Source organism: Pantoea sp. SO10, assembly GCF_005281435.1.
Lineage (GTDB): Bacteria > Pseudomonadota > Gammaproteobacteria > Enterobacterales > Enterobacteriaceae > Pantoea > Pantoea leporis.
Genome location: NZ_CP040095.1, coordinates 3,288,487 through 3,311,798, shown reverse-complemented (window position 1 = coordinate 3,311,798; position 23,312 = coordinate 3,288,487). Strand labels below are relative to the sequence as shown.

General features: G+C 59.3%; 13 protein-coding genes. 12 read left to right on the top strand and 1 reads right to left on the bottom strand.

Features of this window, described 5'->3' with window-relative positions; translation table 11 throughout:
* Positions 1-74 precede the first annotated feature (74 nt).
* Both lysA and FCN45_RS15295 read left to right on the top strand, forming a co-directional pair.
* Positions 75-1,328, top strand: coding sequence for a diaminopimelate decarboxylase (gene lysA, locus FCN45_RS15300; protein ID WP_137386381.1), 1,254 nt, complete (start codon positions 75-77; stop codon positions 1,326-1,328).
* The gene (locus FCN45_RS15295; RefSeq protein WP_137386380.1) at positions 1,328-1,777 is read left to right on the top strand and encodes a GNAT family N-acetyltransferase; all 450 of its coding nucleotides are present in this window, start codon (positions 1,328-1,330) and stop codon (positions 1,775-1,777) included. Before lysA ends, FCN45_RS15295 begins: the two co-directional genes overlap by 1 nt.
* 155 nt (positions 1,778-1,932) lie before the next feature.
* Here the strand turns inward: FCN45_RS15295 and galR are convergent, their stop codons facing one another.
* Entirely contained in the window at positions 1,933-2,934 is a 1,002-nt protein-coding gene (gene galR, locus FCN45_RS15290) for an HTH-type transcriptional regulator GalR (RefSeq protein ID WP_036649453.1), read from the bottom strand.
* A 197-nt stretch (positions 2,935-3,131) separates the two neighbouring features.
* Between galR and FCN45_RS15285 the strand changes: the two genes are divergently transcribed.
* The 10 genes from FCN45_RS15285 (at position 3,132) to FCN45_RS15240 (ending at position 23,010) form a co-directional block, all read left to right on the top strand.
* Complete coding sequence (locus tag FCN45_RS15285; RefSeq protein ID WP_137386379.1) at positions 3,132-5,393, top strand: molybdopterin-dependent oxidoreductase; 2,262 nt, start codon at positions 3,132-3,134, stop codon at positions 5,391-5,393.
* A gap of 273 nt (positions 5,394-5,666) precedes the next feature.
* On the top strand, positions 5,667-7,397 hold the full coding sequence (locus tag FCN45_RS15280) for a penicillin-binding transpeptidase domain-containing protein (protein ID WP_101761978.1): 1,731 nt from the start codon (positions 5,667-5,669) through the stop codon (positions 7,395-7,397).
* 405 nt (positions 7,398-7,802) lie between these two features.
* Entirely contained in the window at positions 7,803-7,991 is a 189-nt protein-coding gene (locus tag FCN45_RS15275) for a hypothetical protein (protein ID WP_061719884.1), read from the top strand.
* Positions 7,992-8,295: 304 nt separating this feature from the next.
* Entirely contained in the window at positions 8,296-9,432 is a 1,137-nt protein-coding gene (locus tag FCN45_RS15270) for an efflux RND transporter periplasmic adaptor subunit (protein WP_137386378.1), read from the top strand.
* A 9-nt stretch (positions 9,433-9,441) separates the two neighbouring features.
* Positions 9,442-12,579: an efflux RND transporter permease subunit gene (locus tag FCN45_RS15265; protein ID WP_137386377.1), complete on the top strand. Its 3,138-nt coding sequence runs from the start codon at positions 9,442-9,444 to the stop codon at positions 12,577-12,579.
* Entirely contained in the window at positions 12,566-13,966 is a 1,401-nt protein-coding gene (locus FCN45_RS15260; RefSeq protein ID WP_137386376.1) for an efflux transporter outer membrane subunit, read from the top strand. Before FCN45_RS15265 ends, FCN45_RS15260 begins: the two co-directional genes overlap by 14 nt.
* A gap of 142 nt (positions 13,967-14,108) precedes the next feature.
* Positions 14,109-15,356 carry an MdtA/MuxA family multidrug efflux RND transporter periplasmic adaptor subunit gene (locus FCN45_RS15255; RefSeq protein WP_137386375.1) on the top strand — a complete coding sequence of 416 codons (1,248 nt, stop codon included), beginning with the start codon at positions 14,109-14,111 and terminating at the stop codon, positions 15,354-15,356.
* Positions 15,353-18,505: an MdtB/MuxB family multidrug efflux RND transporter permease subunit gene (locus FCN45_RS15250; RefSeq protein ID WP_137386374.1), complete on the top strand. Its 3,153-nt coding sequence runs from the start codon at positions 15,353-15,355 to the stop codon at positions 18,503-18,505. Before FCN45_RS15255 ends, FCN45_RS15250 begins: the two co-directional genes overlap by 4 nt.
* The gene (locus FCN45_RS15245; RefSeq protein WP_137386373.1) at positions 18,502-21,606 is read left to right on the top strand and encodes an efflux RND transporter permease subunit; all 3,105 of its coding nucleotides are present in this window, start codon (positions 18,502-18,504) and stop codon (positions 21,604-21,606) included. The genes FCN45_RS15250 and FCN45_RS15245 overlap by 4 nt, the downstream gene beginning before the upstream one ends.
* Entirely contained in the window at positions 21,607-23,010 is a 1,404-nt protein-coding gene (locus FCN45_RS15240; protein ID WP_137386372.1) for an efflux transporter outer membrane subunit, read from the top strand.
* Positions 23,011-23,312: the final 302 nt, after the last annotated feature.

The following is a 23,312-nucleotide window of genomic DNA, read 5'->3' as shown; positions in this document are numbered from 1 at the left end:
ATGTCGCTAAAACAGATATTTTTCTGAATTGATGCGCTGTGGCTAAATAGCCTCAATGACACAGGAGAATTGACATGCCACGCCCACTCAACAACACCGAAACCGCGTTATCTGCCGCCAACTTACTGCCGCTGGCGCAGCGTTATGCCGGCCCATTCTGGGCTTATGATGCGAAGATTATTCAGCAGCGCATTGCGCAGCTCGGCGCCTTCGACGTGGTGCGTTTTGCGCAGAAAGCCTGCTCCAACATTCACATTTTGCGTCTGATGCGTGCGGCGGGCGTCAAAGTCGATTCGGTGTCGCTGGGTGAAATCGAGCGTGCTATTGCCGCTGGTTATCAGCCGGGCGGCGAAGATATCGTCTTCACCGCCGATGTGTTTGATCAGCCAACCCTGACGCGTATCGCCGAGCTGAAAGTGCCGGTCAATGCCGGTTCGGTGGATATGCTGCATCAACTGGGCGAGCTGTCACCGGGCCACGCGGTGTGGCTGCGCATCAATCCGGGTTTTGGTCACGGTCACAGCCAGAAAACCAACACCGGCGGTGAGAACAGTAAACACGGCATCTGGCACAGCGATCTGCCGCTGGCGCTGGCGGCGATTCAGCAGCACGGTCTGCGTATGGTCGGCCTGCATATGCACATCGGTTCCGGCGTGGATTATGGCCATCTGCAGCAGGTGTGTGACGCGATGGTCGATCAGGTGGTGGCATTTGGGCAGGATTTGGAAGCGATTTCTGCCGGTGGCGGTTTGTCGATTCCGTATCGTTTTGACGAAGAAGCCATTGATACCCAGCACTATTACGGCTTGTGGAACGGCGCGCGTGAGCGTATCGCTGCGCACCTCGGTCACCCGGTGAAACTGGAGATCGAGCCAGGTCGCTTCCTGGTTGCTGAATCGGGCGTGCTGGTGTCACAGGTTCGCGCGGTAAAAGAGATGGGCAGCCGTCACTTTGTGCTGGTCGATGCCGGTTTCAGCGATTTGATGCGTCCGTCGATGTACGGCAGCTATCACCACATTTCTCTGCTGCCGGTCGATGGCCGCGCGCTGGGCGACGCCACCGTGGAGAGCGTAGTGGCCGGTCCGCTGTGTGAATCGGGCGACGTGTTCACGCAGCTGGAAGGTGGCAAAGTAGAAACCCGTGCGCTGCCTGTGGCGCAGGTCGGCGATTATCTGGTGTTCCACGATACCGGCGCGTACGGCGCGTCGATGTCGTCGAACTACAACAGCCGCCCGCTGATTCCGGAAGTGCTGTTCGAGAATGGCGCAGTGCGTGAAATTCGTCGTGCGCAGACCATTCAGGAGCTGCTGGCGCTGGAGCTGATCTGATGAAGATCGTCGCGCTCAGCGAGGTGTCGCATCACGCCACGCAGATCACCGACTGGCTGTGGCAGGCGTTTGGTGACGGTACGTCGCGTGAGTTTTACCACAGCATTGTGCGCAGCAGCCTCAACGGCGCCGACTTTCCGGTGACCTTTGTGGCGCTCGACGGCGATATACCGCTCGGTACGGTGGGATTCTGGCGCTGCGATTTGATCAGCCGTCAGGATCTCACGCCGTGGGTGGCGGCGCTGTTTGTTGAGGAGTCCGCGCGCGGCAAGGGATTGAGCAAAGCGCTGCAGCAGCATGTGGTCGATTTCGCGCAGCAGCGCGGTCATGACAAGCTGTGGTTATGGTCCACCTTTGGCGGCTATTACGAACGTTTTGGCTGGCAGTATCAATGCGACGCGCTGGAGTTTCCGGATGTGCGGGTGAAGGTGTATTCGCGGGATTTGTGATGGGTGCGCGTTGTCCCTCACCCTAACCCTCTCCCGCAAGCGGGCGAGGGGATGATTAGGTGGAGTGAACCTCGGATTTACAGCTTGCTCGGGCTGCCCCCTCGCCCGCTTGCGGGAGAGGGCTGGGGTGAGGGGAAATCACGCATAAACCCAATTCAACCCGGCCCACTCACCGAATGCCGTCTTACCAGCGTGGGGCTAAACATATTGGTCACTTCCGGCATCTCGCTGCCATTGGCTAACGCCAGCGCCAGTTGCGCCGCCTGTTGCGCCATCGTGACTATCGGATAACGCACCGTCGTCAAACGCGGACGCACATAGCGCGACACCAGCACATCATCGAAGCCAATCAGCGACATCTCTTCCGGCACGCGAATGCCGTTATCACTCAGCACCGCCAGCGCACCGGCGGCCATCGAATCGTTGTAGCAGGCCACCGCGGTGAACTGCTTGCCGCGTCCCATCAATTCGGTCATCGCCTGCTCGCCGCCCACCTCGTCTGGTTCGCCCCACGCCACCAAACGGTCGTTACACGGCAAACCGTGCTCTTTCAGCGCGTCGTAATAGCCTTGCAGACGATCTTCGGCATCGGAAATGGTGTGAGTGGAGCAAATAAAGGCGATTTGCGTATGGCCTTGCTGAATCAGATGGCGCGTTGCCAGCCAGGCGCCGTAGCGGTCATCCAGCGCGATGCAGCGATGTTCAAAGCCTTTCAGCAGGCGATTCAGCAGCACCATGCCCGGCACTTGCTTCATCAGCATCTCTAAATCGTCGTCGGGGATTTTCTTAGCGTGTACCACTAAGGCGGCGCAGCGATGGCGCATCAGTTGCTCAATCGCCTGACGCTCTTTTTGCTCATTGTGGTAACCGTTACCAATCAGCAAAAAGTTGCCGGTCTGGCCCGCAACTTCATCCACCGCTTTGACCATCGCGCCAAAAAACGGGTCGGAAACATCGCCCACCACTAAACCCAGAGTTTCGGTGGATTGCTGCGCCAGGGCGCGTGCGTTGGCGTTCGGGTGATACTGCAACTGCTCCATTGCCGCCGTAACGGCGAGGCGAGAACTCTCGCTGGCTTTGGGCGAATTATTGATGACGCGGGAGACGGTCGCAACCGACACCCCAGCCATTCGGGCAACATCCTTAATGGTAGCCATGCGATTATCGACATCCGGGAAAACGTTTACACATGCCACCAGTGTTACGGAAAACCCACCCTGTAGCAACCCGGCAGAATGCCAGCGCTGTCGCAAAAGCACGGAAAATCAGGCGCTCACAGCCGCGCTTTAGCTCGGTTACAGGCTCATGTTATGCTGCCAGACACAATCACACCTGCCTGCCGGACCCAAAAACCATGAAAACTCGCGTGCCACACCTGGCGCACTGGGGTGCATTCACTGCCGTCACCGAAAACGATCGCCTGATTGGCTGTGAACCCTTCTTCGCCGATGCCGATCCTTCGCCGATGCTCAACACCATTCCTGAACTGGTCTATTCGGATAAGCGTATTCGCCAGCCGATGGTGCGCCGTTCATGGTTGAAGTCGCGCGAGAACAGCGATCGCACTTTGCGAGGTCGGGAAGACTTCGTGGCGGTAGATTGGGATACCGCGCTGGGTTTGGTGGCGGAAGAGAATCGCCGCGTGCGCGATCGCTACGGCGCAGCGGGCATTTTCAACGGCTCTTACGGCTGGTCATCGGCGGGACGCGTCAACCACGCGCGCACGCTGATTCGTCGCTTCTATTTTCAGGGCGGCGGCGGCGTCGACCAGCAAGGTAACTACAGCTGGGGCGCGGCGCAGTTTTTCCTGCCGTACGTGATTGGCACCTACATGCCGCTCACCGGCCGCGTCACCGACTGGCCGGAAGTGGTGCAGCACGCCGACATCTTTATCGCCTTCGGCGGCCTGGCGCTGAAAAACGCGCAGGTGGCGTCCGGCGGCGCAGGGCAGCACAGCCTGAAACCGGCGCTGGAGCAGCTCAGTGCCAAAGGCACGCCAATCATTAACATCAGCCCAATGCGCGATGACTGCCCAGCGTTTGTGAATGCCGAGTGGATTCCGATTCGCCCGAACACCGACGTGGCGCTGATGCTGGCGCTGGGTTTTGAAATCACCAGGCGTAACGCGCTGGATGAAAGCTTCCTCGCCAGCCACTGCACCGGCTGGCCGCAGCTGCGCGGCTATCTGCTCGGTGAAAGCGATGGCATCGCCAAAACGCCTGAGTGGGCCAGCAGCATTACCGGCATTCCGGCGGCGCGCATTGCTTTGCTGGCGCAGCAGCTGATCGGCAAACGCAGCTTTATTACCTGCTCCTATTCGGTACAGCGCGCCCATCGCGGCGAGCAGCCGTACTGGATGATGATTGCGCTGTCGTCAATGCTCGGTCAGCCGGGCTTGCCGGGCGGCGGTTTCTCCTTTGGTCATGGCTCGATGAACAGCGTCGGCAATCCGCGTCAGGATGGCCCGGCACCCATGATGAGCACCGGCCCGAATCCGGGCAATTTGTCGATTCCGGTGGCGCGCATCAGCGACATGCTGCTCAATCCCGGCCAGCCGTACGCATTCCAGGGTGAAACCCAGCACTATCCGGATATCCATTTGGTGCACTGGGCGGGCGGCAATCCGTTCCATCATCATCAGCAGCTCAATCGTCTGGTGGAAGGCTGGCAGCGCCCGGATACTGTGATTGTGCAGGATATCGTCTGGACGCCGGCGGCGCAGATGGCGGATATCGTGTTGCCCGCCACCACCACGCTGGAGCGTAACGACATCGGCGGATCGTCGCGCGATCGCTTCGTGCTGGCGATGCATCAGGCGATCAAGCCGCAGCATCAGGCGCGCAATGATTTCGACATCTTCGCTGATATCGCCGATCGCCTCGGCTATCGTGATGTGTTCACTGAAGGGCGCAATGAGATGCAGTGGATTGAGCATCTGTATCAGCAGTGCGCGGTAGCGCATGCGCGGCGCGATATTCCGTTCCCGGAGTTCGGTGAATTCTGGGAGCGCGGCTTTGTCGAGATCCCCGAAGGCGGCAAGCCGTTCGTGTTTATGGATGATTTCCGCGCCAACCCAGAAACACATCCGATTCAAACCGCCAGCGGTAAGATTGAGCTGTTCAGCCAGACTATCGCCGATTACCAGCTGGAGGATTTCGCCGGACATCCCGAGTGGCGCGAGCCGCAGGAGTGGCTGGGCGCGCCGCTCAGCGCGCAGTTCCCGCTGCATATGATCTCGATTCAGCCATCCGATCGACTGCACAGCCAGATGGATGCCACCGCCACGGTGCAAGCCAACAAAACCGCCGGACATGAGACGCTGTATATGCATCCGCAGGATGCGGCAACGCGTGATATTCAGGATGGCGATGAGATTGAGGTGAGCAACGCGCGCGGGCGCATGCTGGCCGGTGTGCGCCTGACCGACGGGGTAACGCCGGGCGTGGTGATCATCGCCACCGGCGCCTGGTTCGATCCTGGCTTTGGCCGCGCCTGGCAACCGTGGGATCGCGCCGGCAACCCGAATGTCCTGACATTGGATATCGGCACCTCGTCGTTAACGCAGGGTCCTAACGCCATGAGTTGCCTGGTGGAAATCAAAAAACATCTGATGTGAATGGGCAACGAATAATCTCATCGCTGGTTACATTTTGCCGGTAACTGTTGCGTTTAGGCGATGGTTTCCCAGCGTGCCACCTTGCTACAGTCAGGGTCCCAGAGGTATTGATGGGTGAACATCAAAAAGTTTTCTTGATTACACCGACCTGCGCAGATGCGCAGGTTTTTTTTTGCTTAACGAATCGAAACACAGTTTTCCTGTCAACTCGCTTTACGTTTCTTTATAACTGCAAGCAATAAGCTTCAGATTCACTTACAGCAGCGGATTGCCATGCCTCAAATAAAAAAATTTCTGGGAAAAGACCAGATAAAAGCGCCCTTTAACCCGTTTCGTTTTCGCCTGATCTGCCTTGGCGTTTTCTGCTGTTTGGTGCTGTTGCTGATTTGCGTTGGTGACCTGCAGCTGATCAAGCATCCGATGCTGGAGCACGAAGCCGATCAGCGCTCGCTGCGTACCGTAACGTTGCCAACTAACCGTGGCACCTTGCTGGATCGCGACGGCCAGGCATTAGCGCTGAGCGTTCCGGCGCGTGACATCATCGCCGATCCAATGCGCGTGCTGGAGGCGAATCCCGATTTCACCAGCGCCAAATGGGCTTATCTGGCGGCCGCGCTCAATCAGCGTCCGGAAGATCTGCGCGCGGCCATCACCGCCAACCCGAAAAAACGCTTCCTCTATCTGGGCCGCAAAATCGAACTCGGCATCGCCAAAGATATCGCCGAACTGAAACTGAAAGGCATCAGCTCGGTGTATAACGACAGCCGCTTCTATCCGATGAGTGAAGCGGCTGCGCCGCTGATTGGTATCGTGGGGGCCGACAGCAACGGCCTGAACGGCATCGAGAAGGGCTTCGACCATGTGCTGCAGGGCGATCCGGGCAAAGAAGTTTATCGTCAGGATGGTGAAGGCAACATCATTGCGATGATCGATTACCAGCCGCCACAGCAGCCGCCAACCGTGCAGCTCAGTATCGACAAGTTCGACCAATTCACGCTCTACAGCAAACTGCGCGACGGCGTGCTGCTTAACAAAGCGGATTCGGGTGCGGCGGTATTGGTGAAAATCGATACCGGCGAAATTCTGGCGATGGCCTCTTATCCGTCGTTCAACCCGAACAACTATGAAAATGCCACGCCGGCGCAGATGCGTAACTCGGCGATCAACGACAGCTACGAACCCGGCTCCACGGTGAAACCGCTGGTGGTGATGGAAGGGCTGGAACGCCATCTGGTGCGCGCCGATTCGGTGATCGATACCACGCCGTACAGCGTCAACGGCCACTTAATTCGCGACGTTGGTCACTGGCCGCGCCTCACCATGACCGGCATTTTGCAGAAATCGAGTGACATCGGCGTCTCGCACATTGCGCTGGCGATGCCCGCTGAAGCGCTGGTTAATACCTATCAGGCATTTGGCCTGGGTAAACCTACCGGGCTGGGATTGACCGGTGAGAGCGTGGGGTACTTCCCGCTGCACCGCGAGCGCTGGGCCGATATCGAACGCGCCACCTTTGCCTTTGGCTACGGCCTGCGCGTCACGCCGCTGCAGATTGCGCGTGAATACGCCACGCTTGGTTCGTACGGCGTTTATCGTCCACTGTCGATCACCAAAGTGACGCCGCCGGTGTTAGGCAAACAGGTGGCGAATCCGCAGGTGGTGCAAACCGTGGTGCATATGCTGGAGAGCGACGTACTGCCGGGCGGCACCGGGGTGAGAGCGGCGGTGCCGGGTTATCGTCTGGCGACCAAAACCGGTACCGCAGAGAAGATGGGCACCAGCGGTAAGTACGATGGCGGTTATATCAACTACACCGCCGGCATCGCGCCCGCCAGCCATCCGGAAGTGGCGCTGGTGGTAATGATCAACCATCCCACCGCGGGCGATCACTTTGGTGGCTCGGTGGCAGCACCGATCTTCGGCAACATCATGGGCCCGGTACTCAAGCACATGAACGTGGCACCCGATGCGATCTACAGTAAACCTTCTTCAGACAAATCTTAGTTAAATCAAAAGTGTAAGTGAGGTGTGGAGAATATTCACACCTCGTTTCACTTCCCCAAACACCGTTGCTTTTTGCACCTGTCTTTCACCGACTCATCGGTGCGAGTATGGAGATCCCAGAGGTATTGATGGGTGTGAAACAAGCTGCTTTGGCAGTACCCTGTTATTACACCGACCCACGCAGATGCGTGGGTTTTTTTTGCTTGTAATTTACTGCCGTGCGAACTCGCTCACACCTCTTGTCTGAGTCTTAACGCTTCCCCGGCAACATAAAAATATCGGGTTGTGTAACCTGTAGGTAACGCACCGCGATGTCGCATTCCATGGCGGTTCGCTAGCCCCTTACGGTGTTGGTAGCGCTTTAGGGGGCGATTTTTTATTGCGATTCGTTGAGGCCAACCCGCGATGCCAAAAACCAAAGACCGCACGCCAAAAGGCGAGGGCCGCTCTTCGGCGTTTCAGTTACGTATTCACCCGGAGCTGCACGAGCAGCTGCGCAGTGTGACCGACGACGACAACGTTACACTGTCGTGCTGGTTAAAAGAGCTGGCGCGCCGCGAGCTGCGCCGCCGCGGCATCGAACCCAAAGGTTGAATCGGTTGTTATTGCGTGCACATAACCGTAGCGGCGCAATTCATTGCGCTCCTTTGACCTTTTTCCCGCTGTTATCTTGCGCAATAAATTGCGCCGCTACGAAATTTTCGATAATCGATTTCGGGGCTGAAAACCCGCAAAACGCTAAAAATCCCAACCCTTTATGGCACGAAAGGTTTACCATTTTCCTTTGGAAAATATATTTTACGCAACCTTAACAACCCCGCTTAACCCGCCTCCCTACAATGGCTTTTTGAGTCATTACCTTCGTGACTATTCCCTTCCTATCTTTTAGAGAACAACTATGCGCCTGAAACTTCTTTCTGCCAGCGTGGTGTTTTTACTGGCAGCCTGTGACCAGGGCGGAGCAAAGCCCGCCGCATCCGCCACCCCGCAAGTGGGCGTGGTCAACCTGAAAGCGCAACCCGTTACGCTGGTTAGCCAATTGCCTGGCCGCACCACGGCGGTGAGAACCGCGCAGGTGCGTCCGCAGGTGAGCGGCGTGATTGAAAAAATCCTGTTCACTGAGGGCGGTGAAGTGAAAGCCGGCCAGCCGCTGTATCAAATCGATCCGGCCACCTATAAAGCCGCCTACGACAAAGCCATGGCGACCTGGCAGAACGATGCGATGGTGGTGAAGCGCTATCAGCCGCTGGCCAACGCGCACGCCATCAGCCAGCAAACCTACGACGATGCGGTCGCCGCCGCGCGTGAAGCGCAGGCCGACGTGGAAACCGCCAAAGTGAATCTCGACTACACGCTGGTGAAAGCACCGATTTCCGGCCACATTAGCCGCTCGCTGTACACCGCCGGTGCGCTGGTCACCAACGGGCAAACCGATTATCTCGCCACCATCACTCAGCTTGATCCGATCTACGTCGATGTCAGCGAATCCTCCACCGATCTGCTGCACCTGCGCCGCGCGCTGGCCGACGGCAAAATCGCCAAAGTGGCCGACAACACCGCCGCCGTGGGCTTGTCGCTGGAAGATAACAGCCAGTACGCCGAGCAGGGCAAGCTGGCGTTCTCGGAAGTGAACGTCGATACCGCCACCGGCACCGTGGTGCTGCGCGCGGTATTCCCGAACCCGAATAACGAACTGCTGCCTGGCATGTACGTGCATGCCAGCTTCCCGCAGGGCATTCAGCAGCAAGGCATTTTGCTGCCGCAAGAGTCGATCATGCATGACACCAAAGGTCAGCCGTATGTCTTTGTGGTGAAAAGCGACAACACCATCGAGCAGCGCAGTATCCACACCGGCGAGATGATTAAAGGAGAATGGCTGGTGACCTCGGGCTTGCAGCAAGGGGAAAACGTGGTGGTGAACAACCTGCAAAGCGTGCGCAGCGGGGTGAAAGTGACCACCACCGCCGCCAACACCAACGACACGCCATCCGCCAATGCGGTGAGTCTTTCGATGACTGACGCAGCGGCGCAATAAGGGGGCGGCATGTCGAAGTTTTTTATAGAACGTCCAATCTTCGCCTGGGTTATCGCCATTATCGTGATGCTGGTCGGCGCGATTGCCGCCATCAGTTTGCCGGTCAATCAATATCCCAATATCTCCGCGCCAGCGGTCTCTATCTCGGTGACCTATCCGGGTGCCAGCGCCGAAACCACGCAAAACACCGTGGTGCAGGTCATTGAGCAGCAGCTGAACGGTCTGGATGGTTTGCGCTATCTGGAGTCGAGCAGCGCCTCGGACGGCAGCGCGCAGATCATCGCCACCTTTAATCAGGGCATCAATCCCGATATCGCCCAGGTTCAGGTGCAGGATCGCGTGTCGCTAGCGGAGTCGCAGCTGCCCACCGATGTCACTCAGCAAGGTATCCGCATCCGTAAGTACCAGAAAAACTTTATGATGGTTATCGGGCTGATCGCCAAAGACGGCAAGCTGACTAACGGCGATCTGGCCGACATGCTGGTGTCGAAACTGGAAGATCCGATCTCGCGTACGCCGGGCGTCGGCGACTTCATGGTGCTGGGATCCGAATACGCGATGCGCATCTGGCTCGATCCGGCCAAATTGTACAAATACAACCTGATGCCGAGTGATGTCACCACGGCGATTGATAACCAGAACGTGCAGGTGTCGTCCGGTTCACTGGGCGGTTTGCCGACCATTCAGAGCGCAAAAACCCAGGCGACGATCCTCGGCAAAACCCGTTTCACCACCGTGCAGCAGTTTGAGAATGTGCTGCTGAAGGTGAACAGCGACGGCTCGCAGGTGCGGCTGAAAGATGTGGCCAGCGTCGCGCTCGGGCCGCAAAGCTACGGCATCGATGCCACCATGAACGGCAAACCGGCCGCCGGTATCGCGTTGCGTCTGGCAACCGGTGCCAATGAACTGGATACCGCCAAGGCGGTGCGCCAAACCATCGCCGACCTGAAAGATTCGCTGCCGGATAACGTCGAGATTCAGTATCCGTACGACACCTCGCCGGTGGTCAGCGCCTCAATTGAAGAGGTGGTGAAAACGCTGATCGAAGCGGTGGTGCTGGTGTTCTTCGTGATGCTGATCTTCCTGCAAAACCTGCGCGCCACGCTGATCACCACGCTGGTGGTGCCGGTGGTGCTGCTGGGCACTTTTGGCATTCTTTCGGCGTTTGGTTACAGCATTAACACCCTCACCATGTTCGGCATGGTGCTGGCCATCGGGCTACTGGTGGATGACGCCATTGTGGTGGTGGAGAACGTTGAGCGCGTAATGCACGAAGAGCAACTCGACCCGAAAGCCGCCACCATTAAATCGATGCAGCAGATTCAGGGCGCGCTGTTTGGTATTGCGCTGGTACTGTCGGCGGTGCTGCTGCCGATGGCGTTCTTTTCAGGATCGACCGGCGTGATTTACCGCCAGTTCTCGGTCACCATCGTCTCGGCGATGGCGCTGTCGGTGATCATGGCGCTGATCTTCACGCCTGCGCTGTGCGCCACCTTGCTGAAACCGGCGGCGGCGGAGCACAAAACCACCGGATTCGCCGGTTGGTTTAACCGCAAGTTCGACAGCGGGGCAATGCACTACACCAATGGCGTCAGCAAAGTGATTTCCCGTCGCGGCCTGTTCCTGGTGATCTATCTGGTGATCGTCGGCGTGACGGGCTTTTTGTTCACCCGCGTACCAACCACCTTCCTGCCGGGTGAAGATCAGGGCTTGATGATGGTGCAGATCACGCTGCCGGTGAACTCGTCATCGCAGCGCACCCAGCAGGTGATCAACGATCTCAACGCTTATCTGCAGCAGAACGAAGCGTCGGTGGTGACCACCACCTTTGGCGTGGCGGGCTTTAACTTTGCCGGTCGCGGCCAGAGCAACGCCATGGCTTTTGTGCGCCTGAAAGATTGGGGCGACCGTACGCACAGCGGGCAAAGCGTGCAGGATTTGGCGAACCGCGTGATGGCGCACTTCGCCAACTATCAGAACGCCAAAATCTTCGCCATGGTGCCACCAGCGGTGATGGAGCTGGGTAACGCCACCGGTTTCGATCTCTATTTGCAGGATACCGGCGCGCACAGCCATCAGCAGATGATGGATGCCGCGCATCAGCTGATTACGCTGGCGAACAACGATCCACATCTGGCGCAGGTACGTCTTAACGGGCTGGAAGATGAGCCGCAGTATCAGCTGGAGATCAATGATGAGAAGGCCAGCGCGCTCGGCCTGAGCATGACCGACATCAACAACACTTTGTCGGTGGCGTGGGGCTCCAGCTACATCGATCAGTTCATGTATAACGGCCGCGTGAAAGAGGTCTATCTGATGGGTAAAGCGGACTCGCGCGCCACACCGTCGGATCTCGACAAATGGTACTTCCGCAACAGCAGCGGCACCATGGTGCCATTCTCCGCCTTCGCCTCGGGCAAATGGGTGTACGGCTCGCCGCACTTTGAACGCTTTAACGGCTTAACCGCTGAGGAGATCCTCGGATCGCCCGCGCCGGGCCAAAGTACCGGTGAAGCGATGAAAGCGGTGGAGCAGCTGGCGAAGCAGCTGCCGCACGGTTTCCGCGTGCAGTGGTACGGTATTTCGTATGAGGAGCAGGCCTCCGGCAGCCAAACCACGCAGTTGTATCTGATCTCGATTCTGGTGGTGTTCCTGTGTCTGGCAGCGCTGTACGAGAGCTGGTCGATTCCGTTCTCGGTGATCATGGTGGTGCCGCTCGGCATCCTTGGCACCATCAGCGCGGTGCTGCTGCGTGGCCTGCAGAACGATGTGTTCTTCCAGGTCGGCCTGCTGACCACCGTGGGGCTGGCGGCGAAAAATGCCATCCTGATCGTGGAGTTCGCCAAAGAGCTGCATGAGCGCGAGGGCAAAACGCTGGTGGAAGCGGCGGTAGAAGCGGCGCGGCTGCGTATCCGTCCGATTATCATGACCTCAATGGCGTTTATTCTCGGCGTGCTGCCGCTGACCATATCCAACGGCGCGGGCGCCGGCAGTCAGCACTCGATTGGTACGGCGGTGGCGGGCGGTATGATCACCGCGACTTTCCTCGCCATCTTCTTTGTGCCGATGTTCTACGTGGTGGTTTCGCAGTTCTTTGCGCGTAAGAAACAAACATCCGCAGAGGGGGTTAAAAATGAACATGAATAACTTCCGTCTGGCACTATTGCCGCTCGCGCTGGCATTGGCCGGTTGTACGCTGGCACCGCACTATCAGCGCCCGGCGCTGCCGGTGGACGCCAAATACGATCAGGCGACGCCGGTTGGCAACGTCGCCGATTTACCGTGGCAGAACTTCTTCACCGATGCCACGCTGCGCAACCTGATCCAGCTGTCGCTCGATAACAACCGCGACCTGCGCGTGGCGGCGCTGAACGTGCAAGAGGCGCAGCAGGGCGTCACGGTGCAGCGCGCGGCGCTGATGCCGTCGATCAACGCCACGGCCAGCCAGACTTCGGCGCATGAACCGGCCAATCTCTACAACACCAAAACCAGCGGCGCGGTGACCTATCACGAGCTGAACAGCGGCTTGAGCGTCACCTCGTGGGAGCTGGATTTCTTCGGTCGCCTGCAAAGCCTGAGCGATCAGGCGCAGGAAACCTATCTGTCGAGCGCCGCCACCGAACGCGCCACGCGCATCTCGCTGATCGCGGAAGTGGCGACGGCGTGGCTGACGCTGAGTTCGGATAACGATCTGCTGCATCTGGCGCAACACACCGCGCAAAGCCAGCAGGAATCGTATCGCCTGACCAAGCTCAGCTACGACGGCGGTGCCAGCAGCGATCAGGATCTGGCGCAGGCCGAAAGCACGGTGCGGGCGGCGCAGGCGGACGTGGCGAGTTACACGCGTCAGGTGCGGCAGGATGTGGATGCGCTGCGCTTGCTGGTCGGCACCGATCTGCCCGCCACGCTGCTGTCACACGCCACGCTGGACGCCAACTGGCAGTTCCCGGCCACGCCTGCTGGCTTACCGTCGGATCTGCTGACGCGTCGCCCGGATATCATGGCGGCGGAGCACACGCTGAAGGCGGCCAATGCCAATATCGGCGCGGCGCGTGCCGCCTTCTTCCCGAGCATCACGCTGACCGCGTCCGGCGGCTCCACCAGCAGCTCGCTTGGCAGCCTGCTGGGCGGCGGCACCGGCGCATGGTCATTCATGCCATCGATTAACCTGCCGATTTTTGACGGTGGTAAAAACCAGGCCAACCTGAATATCGCGCATATCGAGAAACGCATTGATATTGCTGACTATGAGAAGGCGATCCAGACCGCGTTTAAAGAGGTGAACGATGCGCTGGCCGGTCAGGATACCTGGCAGGATCAGCTGACGGCGCTGCAACAGGAGGTTGGCGCCAATCAGCGCGACTACGATTACTCCACATTGCGCTTCAAGCAAGGCGTCGACAATTATCTCAATGTGTTAGTGGCCCAGCGGTCGCTTTACAGTGCGCAGCAGTCGCTGATCAGTGCGCATCTCGGCCAATTGAGCCAGAAAATCACCCTGTACAAGGCGTTAGGCGGCGGCTGGAAATCTTAATCACCTTAACGAAACCCTTACGGTTCGCGTATGGAATTCGCGCGGGCATTCAACCGATAATGCGCGTAGTGATGATTTCCCCTTGAAATAGTCCCCTGTTTTACAGGGGATTTTCCGTTTTCTGGCTAACCTGAAGATCCTGATGACTAACAACGCTTCCCGCTCCCCGTTTTCCCGCTGGCTGAAATGGCTCCTGTTGTTGCTTGTGCTATTGATTGTGGCGGGCGTGATCTGGCGCGTGGTCGGCGGTCATGGCGGCATGCCGGGCGGCGGAAAGCCGCCGGGCGCACGCGGCGGTCATCGCGGTGGCGCGGGTGGCCCGCCGGGCATGGCGATGATGATGGGCGGTGCTACGCTGGTGCACAGCGGCGTCGCCAGCAGCGCGGATGTGCCGGAATACCTCAACGCGCTCGGCACGGTGATCCCCAACGCCAGCGTCACCGTCACCAGCCGCGTCGCTGGACAGCTGGAAAAAGTGTTCTTTACCGAAGGGCAGAAAGTTAGCGCCGGCCAGCTGCTGGCGCAGATCGATCCGCGCAGCTATCAGGCCACGCTGGCGCAGTATCAGGGCGATCTCAATCAGAATCAGGCGTTGCTGAAGAGCGCGCAGTTAACGCTGGTGCGTTATCAGAAACTGGCGGCGCAGGATTCGTTATCTCGGCAGGATCTCGATACCCAAACTGCCACCGTCGGCCAGTACAAAGGCGCGGTCGCCGCCGATGAAGCGCAGATCGCCAGCGCCAAACTGGATATCGAGTATGCGCGCATCACCTCGCCAATCAGCGGACGCGTCGGTTTGCGTCTGGTCGATCCCGGCAATATGGTGCAAACCACCGATACCACCGGCATCGTGGTGGTGACGCAGATGCAGCCCGCCGCCGTGACCTTTAGCGTGCCGCAGGGCAACATTCCGCAACTGACCAAAGCGCTGCACGGCGGGCAAAGTCTGCCCGCCACCGCCTTTGATCAGGATAACAGCCGCGCGCTGGCGCAGGGCGAGGTGAAGTTCATTAGCAACCAGATCGATACCGCGACCGGCACCATTGAGCTGAAAGCCACCTTCCCAAATGAAGACGAATCGCTGTTCGCTAACCAGTTCGTCAATCTGCGGCTGCAAACCAACATCCTGAAAAATGTCACGGTGATCCCGGCGCAGGCGCTGCAGCTGAGCAGCGACGGCAGCTTCGTGTTTGTCATCAACCAAGACAACACCGTGACGCGCAAAGCGGTCACCACCGGGCCAACGTTTGGTGAAGATCAGCAGGCGATCCTCAAAGGGGTGGAACAGGGCGATCGCCTGGTGACCGAAGGCATCGATCGCCTAACCAACGGCAGCAAAGTGCAGCTGGCGGATGAGCGCAAAACCACCGCGACCGCCGAGGCCAAATGAATCCGTCTCGCCTGTTTATCCAGCGTCCGGTCGCCACCATTTTGCTGATGGTCGGCGTGCTGATCGCCGGGATCTTCTCCTACCGTTTTCTCTCCACCTCGGCGCTGCCGCAGGTGGATTACCCAACCATTCAGGTCACCACGCTCTATCCCGGTGCCAGCCCGGATGTGATGGCGTCGTCCGTCACCTCGCCGCTGGAGCGCCAGCTGGGTCAAATGGCTGGGTTGAGCCAGATGACGTCAACCAGCTCAAGCGGATCGTCGATCGTCACGCTGAAGTTCAGCCTCGATCTGTCGCTGGATGTCGCCGAGCAGGAAGTGCAGGCGGCGATCAATGCTGCCAATAACTTGCTGCCGAGCGATCTGCCCAATCCGCCTACTTACAAAAAGGTCAATCCAGCCGATACCGCCGTGATTACGCTGGCGGTAAGTTCCGACACGCTGCCGCTGACGCAGGTGCAGGATCTGGTGAACACGCGCGTGGCGCTCAAGCTGTCGCAGATTAACGGCGTCGGCATGGTGACGCTGGCGGGCGGCCATCAACCGGCGATTCGCGTGCAGATGGACCCGAAAGCGCTGGCGGCGCATCAGCTGTCGCTGGAGGACGTCAACACGCTGATCGGCAACAGCAACGTGAACGGCTCGAAAGGCGGCTTCGACGGCAAATATCACTCGGTGACCATCGACGCCAACGATCAGCTGCGCACCGCCGATGAGTACGGCAATTTGATCATCACTTACCAAAACGGTGCGGCGCTGCGGCTAAAAGATATCGCGCATATCGAACAGGGACCGGAGAACAGCTTCCAGTCGGCATGGGCCAACAACAGTCCGGCGATTGTGATCAGCGTGCAGCGCCAGCCGGGCGCCAACGTGATTCAGGTGGTGGACAGCATCAAAGCGCAGCTGCCGAAGCTGCAGGCGGCGCTGCCGGACGGCGTGAAGATGAGCATCTTGTCGGATCGCACGCAAACCATTCGCGCCTCGATCAGCGACGTGCAATTTGAGCTGATGCTGTCGGTGGCGCTGGTGGTGATGGTGACGTTCCTGTTCCTGCGCAACGTGGCGGCGACGCTGATTCCCAGCGTGGCGGTGCCGCTGTCGCTGATTGGCACCTTCGGCGTGATGTATCTGGCCGACTTCAGCCTGAATAATCTGTCGCTGATGGCGCTGACCATCGCCACCGGCTTCGTTATCGACGATGCGATTGTGGTGGTGGAGAACATTTCGCGGCGGCTGGAAGAGGGCGAAACGCCGATGCAGGCGGCGCTGAAAGGCTCGCAGCAGATTGGCTTCACCATCATCTCGCTGACCTTCTCGCTGATTGCGGTACTGATTCCGCTGCTGTTTATGGGCGACGTGGTTGGGCGGCTGTTCCGCGAATTTGCCATCACGCTGGCGGTGTCGATTCTGGTGTCGATGGTGGTGTCGCTAACCCTGACGCCGATGCTGTGCGCCTATTTGCTGCAGCACATTCCGCCAGAAAAACAGTCGCGCTTCTCGCGTAAAGGCGGCGAACTTTTCGACAAGCTGGTTCGCGGCTACGACCGCATGCTGACGGTGGTGCTGAACCATCAGAAGCTGACGCTGCTGGTGGCGCTGGCGACCTTTGCGCTCACCGCGCTGCTGTATATCGCCATCCCAAAAGGCTTCTTCCCGACCCAGGATACCGGGCTGATTCAGGGCGTTACCGTAGCGTCGCAGGATGTGTCGTTTAGCGAGATGTCGAAGCGGCAGCAGGCGCTGGCGAAAGTGATTCTGCAAAATCCGTCGGTGGAGAGTTTGTCCTCAACCATCGGCATTGATGGCAGCAACACCAGCCTGAATAGCGGGCGCATCCAGATCAACCTCAAGTCGTTTGACCAGCGCGACGACAAAGCCGACGTGGTGATCAAACAGCTGCAACAGGCGGCGCAGCAGGTGGCGGGCATTCAGCTCTATCTGCAACCGGCGCAGGATTTGACCGTTAACGATCAGGTGTCGCCGAGCCAGTATCAATTCACGCTGGATGATGCCGACAGCGAAAACCTGGTGCGCTGGACGCCGAAGATGGTCGCCGCCTTGCAGCAGCGTCCGGAGTTTAACGGCGTGGTGAGTAACCTGCAGGATCAGGGCCGCGTGGCTTACGTCGAGCTGAACCGCGATAAAGCGGCGCGCTACGGCATTACCGCCGCCGATGTCGATACCGCGCTGTACAACGGCTTCGGTCAGCGTCTGGTCTCCACCATCTTTACCCAGGCCAATCAGTATCGCGTGGTGCTGGAAGTGGCGCCGCAGTATCAGCAATCGCCCGCTTCGTTTGATGATGTCTATTTGCCGGTGACCAGCGCGAGCAGCAGCACTTCCACCACGGATGACACCACCACAACCACCACCGGCATGGTGAAGCTCACGTCCATCGCCACCATTCACCAGCGCACCGGTTCGCTGATGCACATGCGGCTCAATCAATTCCCGGCGGTGATGGTGTCGTTCAATCTCAATAAAGGCTATTCGCTGGAAGAGGGGCAGAAGGCGATTGCCACAGTAACGCAGCAGCTCAATTTGCCGTCGAGCATCACCTTGCGTTATCAGGGCGAAACCTCGGCATTCCAGAGCGCCACCGGCAACACGCTGTGGCTGATTCTGGCGGCATTAATCACCATGTACGTGGTGCTCGGCATTCTCTATGAGAGCTTTATCCATCCGGTGACCATTCTCTCGACGCTGCCGTCAGCGGCGGTCGGCGCGCTGTTGACGCTGCTACTGGCGGGCAGCGAGTTCAGCCTGATTGCGCTGATTGGCGTGATCCTGCTGATCGGTATCGTCAAGAAGAACGCGATTATGATGATCGACTTTGCGCTGGAGGCGGAAAACAAGCAGCACATGAGCGCGCGGGACGCGATTCATCAGGCGTGTTTGCTGCGCTTCCGCCCGATTCTGATGACCACCATGGCGGCGCTGCTCGGTGCGCTGCCGCTGATGCTGGCGTCCGGTTCCGGTGCCGAGCTGCGCCAGCCGCTCGGTCTGGTGATTGTTGGCGGTTTGATCGTCAGCCAGGTGCTGACGCTGTTCTCCACGCCGGTGATTTACCTGTGGTTTGATGGCATCGCGCAGCGCGGCAAGCGCTACATGCAGCGCAAGCAGCAGCAGGCGCGAGGCGAGCGATGAACCTCACCCGGCTGTTTATCTTCCGCCCGGTTGCCACGTTACTGCTGACGCTGGCGATCCTGCTGCTGGGCGCGCTGGGCTATCGGCTGCTGCCGGTGGCGCCGCTGCCGCAGGTGGATTTCCCTACCATTATGGTCAGCGCCAGCCTGGCCGGTGCCAGCCCGGAAACCATGGCGGCCACCGTCGCTACGCCGCTGGAGCGTTCGCTGGGGCAGATTGCCGGCGTCACCGAGATGACCTCGACCAGTTCGCAGGGATCGACCAGCGTGATTTTGCAGTTTGATCTCGATCGCGACATCAACGGCGCAGCGCGTGACGTGCAGGCGGCGATCAACGCCGCACGCAGTTTGCTGCCGAGCGCAATGGAGTCGCTGCCGATCTATCGCAAAGCCAATCCATCGGATGCGCCGATTGTGATGCTGGCGCTGACGTCCGCCACGCGCACACCGGGCGAACTCTACGATCTGGCCGAAAGCAAAATCGAGCAGGCGATGGGCCAGGTGAAAGGCGTGGGCGAAGTGTCGCTGATGGGCAGCGCCTTACCGGCGGTGCGCATCGATTTGCAGCCGCTGAAGCTGACGCAGTATGGCATTTCGCTGGATACGGTGCGCAGCGCCATCGCCAACAGCACCAGCAATAAGCCGAAAGGGATTTTGCAGGGCAGCAGCCAGTCGTGGGTGGTGGACAGCAACGGCCAGCTGGATAAAGCCGCGCAGTATCAGGATCTGATCGTTACGTATCAAGAGGGCAAAGCGGTGCGGCTGCATGATGTCGCCACCGTGTATGACTCGGTTGAAGATCAGTATCAGGCCGGTTTCCTCAATGCCATGCCATCGGTGATGGTGGGCATTAAGCGCCAGGCCGGTGCCAACATGCTCGACACCATTGATGCCATCAAAGCGCAGCTGCCGGCGCTGGAAAAAAATCTGCCCGCCGATACGCAACTGAAAGTGGTGGTGGATCGCTCGCCGACGGTGCGCGCCTCGCTGTATGACACCGAAGAGACGCTGCTGGTGGCGATGCTGCTGGTGATCGCCGTGGTGTTTGTGTTTCTGCGTAACGTGCAGGCGGTGATTATCCCGGCGCTGGCGCTGCCGGTCTCGCTGATTGGCACCTGCGCGGTGATGTATCTGCTGGGTTACAGCCTCGATAACCTGTCGTTGATGGCGCTGATTATCGCCACCGGCTTTGTCGTCGATGACGCGATTGTGGTGCTGGAAAACATCACGCGCCATATCGAAGAAGGGCTCAGTCCGCTGCGTGCGGCGCTACGTGGCGCGCAGGAAGTGAGTTTTACCGTGCTGTCGATGACCATGTCGCTAATTGCGGTGTTCATCCCGATTCTGCTGATGGGCAGCATCGTCGGACGCTTGTTCCGCGAATTTGCCGTCACGCTGACGGTATCGCTGCTGATTTCGATGTTTGTCTCGCTTAGCCTGACGCCGATGCTGTGCGCGCGCCTGCTGAAGCCAAAGCCCAAAGTCACGCAACGCCCGCATCCGCTGTATCAGTTTATCGAAAACCAACTTAACGCATTGCTGGCGGCTTATTCGCGCGGGTTAACCTGGGTGATGGCGCACCAAAAGCTGACGATGTTTAGTCTGGTGCTGACCGTGCTACTCAACCTGTTCCTGTTTTCCGTGGTACAGAAAGGCTTTTTCCCCAATCAGGATACTGGCCTGCTGATGGGCGCGCTGCGTGCCGATCAGAACATCTCCTTCCAGGCGATGAAGCCGAAAATGCTGCAGTTCACCCACATCATCCAGTCCGATCCGGCGGTGGAGAGCGTGATGTCGTCGATGGGCAGCGGCATGTTCGGCTCGCGCAACAGCGCCAACTTCTTTGTTCGCCTCAAGGATTTTGACAAGCGCGATGCCACCGCCACCGAAGTGGCGAACCGCCTGAGTATGAAAACCAGCCATATTGCCGGCGCGCAGATGTTCCTGATGGCGGCGCAGGATCTGCACATCGGCGGGCGCAGCGCCAACGCCACCTATCAATACAGTTTGCAGGCCGACGATCTCGATCTGCTACGTGAGTGGACGCCGAAAGTGCAGGCGGCGCTGGCGGCAATCCCGCAGCTGAATAGCGTCGATTCAGACTCGCAAACCGGCGGTCAGGAAGTGGTGATTAATATCGATCGTGACCGCGCGAAACGGTTGGGCGTGGATGTGCAGATGCTCGACACCCTGCTGAATAACGCCTTCAGCCAGCGTCAGGTCGCCACGCTCTATCACACGCTTAATCAGTATCATGTGGTGATGTCGCTGCAGAATAGCTACACGCGCGATCCGGCGATTTTGCAGCAGCTGTATGTGATTAACGACAGCGGCGATCGCGTGCCGCTCGCCGCATTCGCCAGCTTCAAAGGCGGCAACGCGCCGCTGTCGGTGGCACATCAGGGCCAATCCGCCACCAGCACCGTGGCGTTTAACCTCAACGATGGCGTGTCGCTGGAGCAGGCGCAGGCGCTGATTAAGCAGGCGATGGCGCAGCTCGGTTTACCCTCCAGTATTCAGGCCGGTTTTGCCGGCACCGCCGCCGCCTTCGCCCAGCTTACCGCCACCATGCCGTGGCTGATTATCGCGGCGCTGGCGGCGGTGTATATCGTGCTCGGCGTGCTATATGAGAGTTACATCCATCCGCTCACCATTCTCTCAACGCTGCCGTCGGCGGGCGTGGGCGCGCTGTTGTTGCTGCTGCTGACCAACACGCAGCTGACGGTGATCGCGCTGATCGGCATCATCCTGCTGATTGGTATCGTGAAAAAGAACGCCATCATGATGATCGACTTTGCGATTCACGCCGAGCGTAGCCAAGGCATGACGCCGCAGCAGGCGATCACCCAAGCCTGCTTGATGCGTTTCCGGCCGATCATGATGACCACGCTGGCCGCCTTCTTTGGCGCGCTGCCGCTGGCGCTGGGCAGCGGCGGCGATGCCGACTTACGTAGCCCGCTCGGGCTGGCGATTGCCGGTGGTTTGGCGCTGAGCCAATTATTAACGCTGTTTACTACGCCGGTGGTTTATCTCTGGCTCGACCGTTTAAGCCGCGCCACGCAACGTCAGTGGCAGCGGTTGCGTCATGTGGAATCCCGATAGATGAAAATGTCTCTGAAAATTACGCCGTTGCTCACCGTGATGTTGCTGGCGGGCTGCGCGGTTGGCCCCGATTATCAGCGCCCGAGCATGGCGATGCCGACCCATTTCAAAGAAGCCAAAGGCTGGACGCAGGCGATGCCGCAGGATGCAAACAGCAAAGGTGAATGGTGGCTGGTGTATCACGATGCCACGCTGGCTAGCCTGCTGAAGCAGGTGAGCATCTCCAACCAGAACGTTGCCAGCTATGCCGCGCAGTACCGCGAAGCGCAGGCGTTAGTTGGGCAATCACGCGCGGAGTTGTTGCCGTCGGTAAGCTACGACACCAGCAGCACGCGCAGCGGCAGCCGCGCCAGCGCCAGCGGTCAACGCAGCGTCAGCAACAGCCATGCCGCCGATCTCAGCGCCAGCTGGGAGCTGGATGTGTGGGGCAAACTGCGACGCACGCTGGAGGAGAACCACGCCAGCGCCGAAGCCAGCAAGGCCGAGCTGGCGAATATCACCTTGAGCGCGCAGTCCGAACTGGCGCAGGACTATTTCCAGCTGCGCATCATCGACGAGAAAATCGCGCTCTATCAGCGCAGTATCGCGGCCTATCAACGCTATCTGACGGTGATTGAAAACAAATACGCGGCGGGCAGCGAATCACGCGCCACCTTAGCGCAGGCGCAGATGCAGCTGGAGAGCGCCCGTGCCTCGGCGCAGGATTACCAGTGGCAGCGTGCGCAGATGGAGCACGCGATTGCGTTGCTGCTGGGCCGCGCACCGGCGGATTTCTCCTTGCCGGTGGCGAAGCTGGAGGCCGCGCTGCCCGCGATACCGAACAGCGTGCCGTCGCAACTGTTGCAGCGCCGTCCCGATATCGCCTACGCCGAGCGCAACGTGGCGGCGGCGAATGCGGCGGTCGGCGTGGCGATTGCCGGTTACTATCCCGACCTGACGCTGAGCGCCAGCGGCGGCGTGAGTTCATCGGCGATCAACAGTTTGTTCTCGCTGCCCAATCGCGTCTGGTCTTTGGGGCCGGAGCTGAGCGGTACGCTGTTAGATTTCGGCGCCACCTCAGCGAAAGTCGAACAGGCGCGCGCCGCCTATGATGCCAGCGTTGCCAGCTATCGCCAGTCGGTGCTGACCGGCATGGGCGAAGTGGAAGATTATCTGGTGCAGCTGAATACTTTGCAGGGCGAAATCGCCGCACAGCAGCGCGCCACCGACGCGGCGCAGGAATCGGCGCGCGTAACGCGCAATCAGTATGACGCCGGAATGATCGACTATCTCGACGTCGCCACCACCGAAAACAGCAGCCTGAGCGCGCAGCAGAGTTTGCTGTCGCTGCAGAGCACGCAGTGGGTCAGCAGCGTCGGCCTGATCGCCGCGCTGGGCGGTGGCTGGCAGGCGGATACGCGGTAAAACCAGGTCGCCATGAATGGCGTAATGCTTGTTAGTTAAGAAAGCATTTTTGGTGCGGGCTCTGACACATCTGCTGCGTCACGGGCCGTCCTCGCGCCGCTAACGCGGTGCCTTCGGCTTCCACGTCGTGCCGACGGATCGTTCGTGGATCGGCCGTCCTGGCCGCCCCGAACTGCCTCACGCATCCCTGCGTGAGGCTCCTGGCCCAACGTAAAAGCCTCAGCGCTGCGAATGGCCCTTTGCCGCAGCTGACGCGCCAGCGCCTCTGGCAAACGAGCGAAGTGAAGGCACCGCGCTAGCGG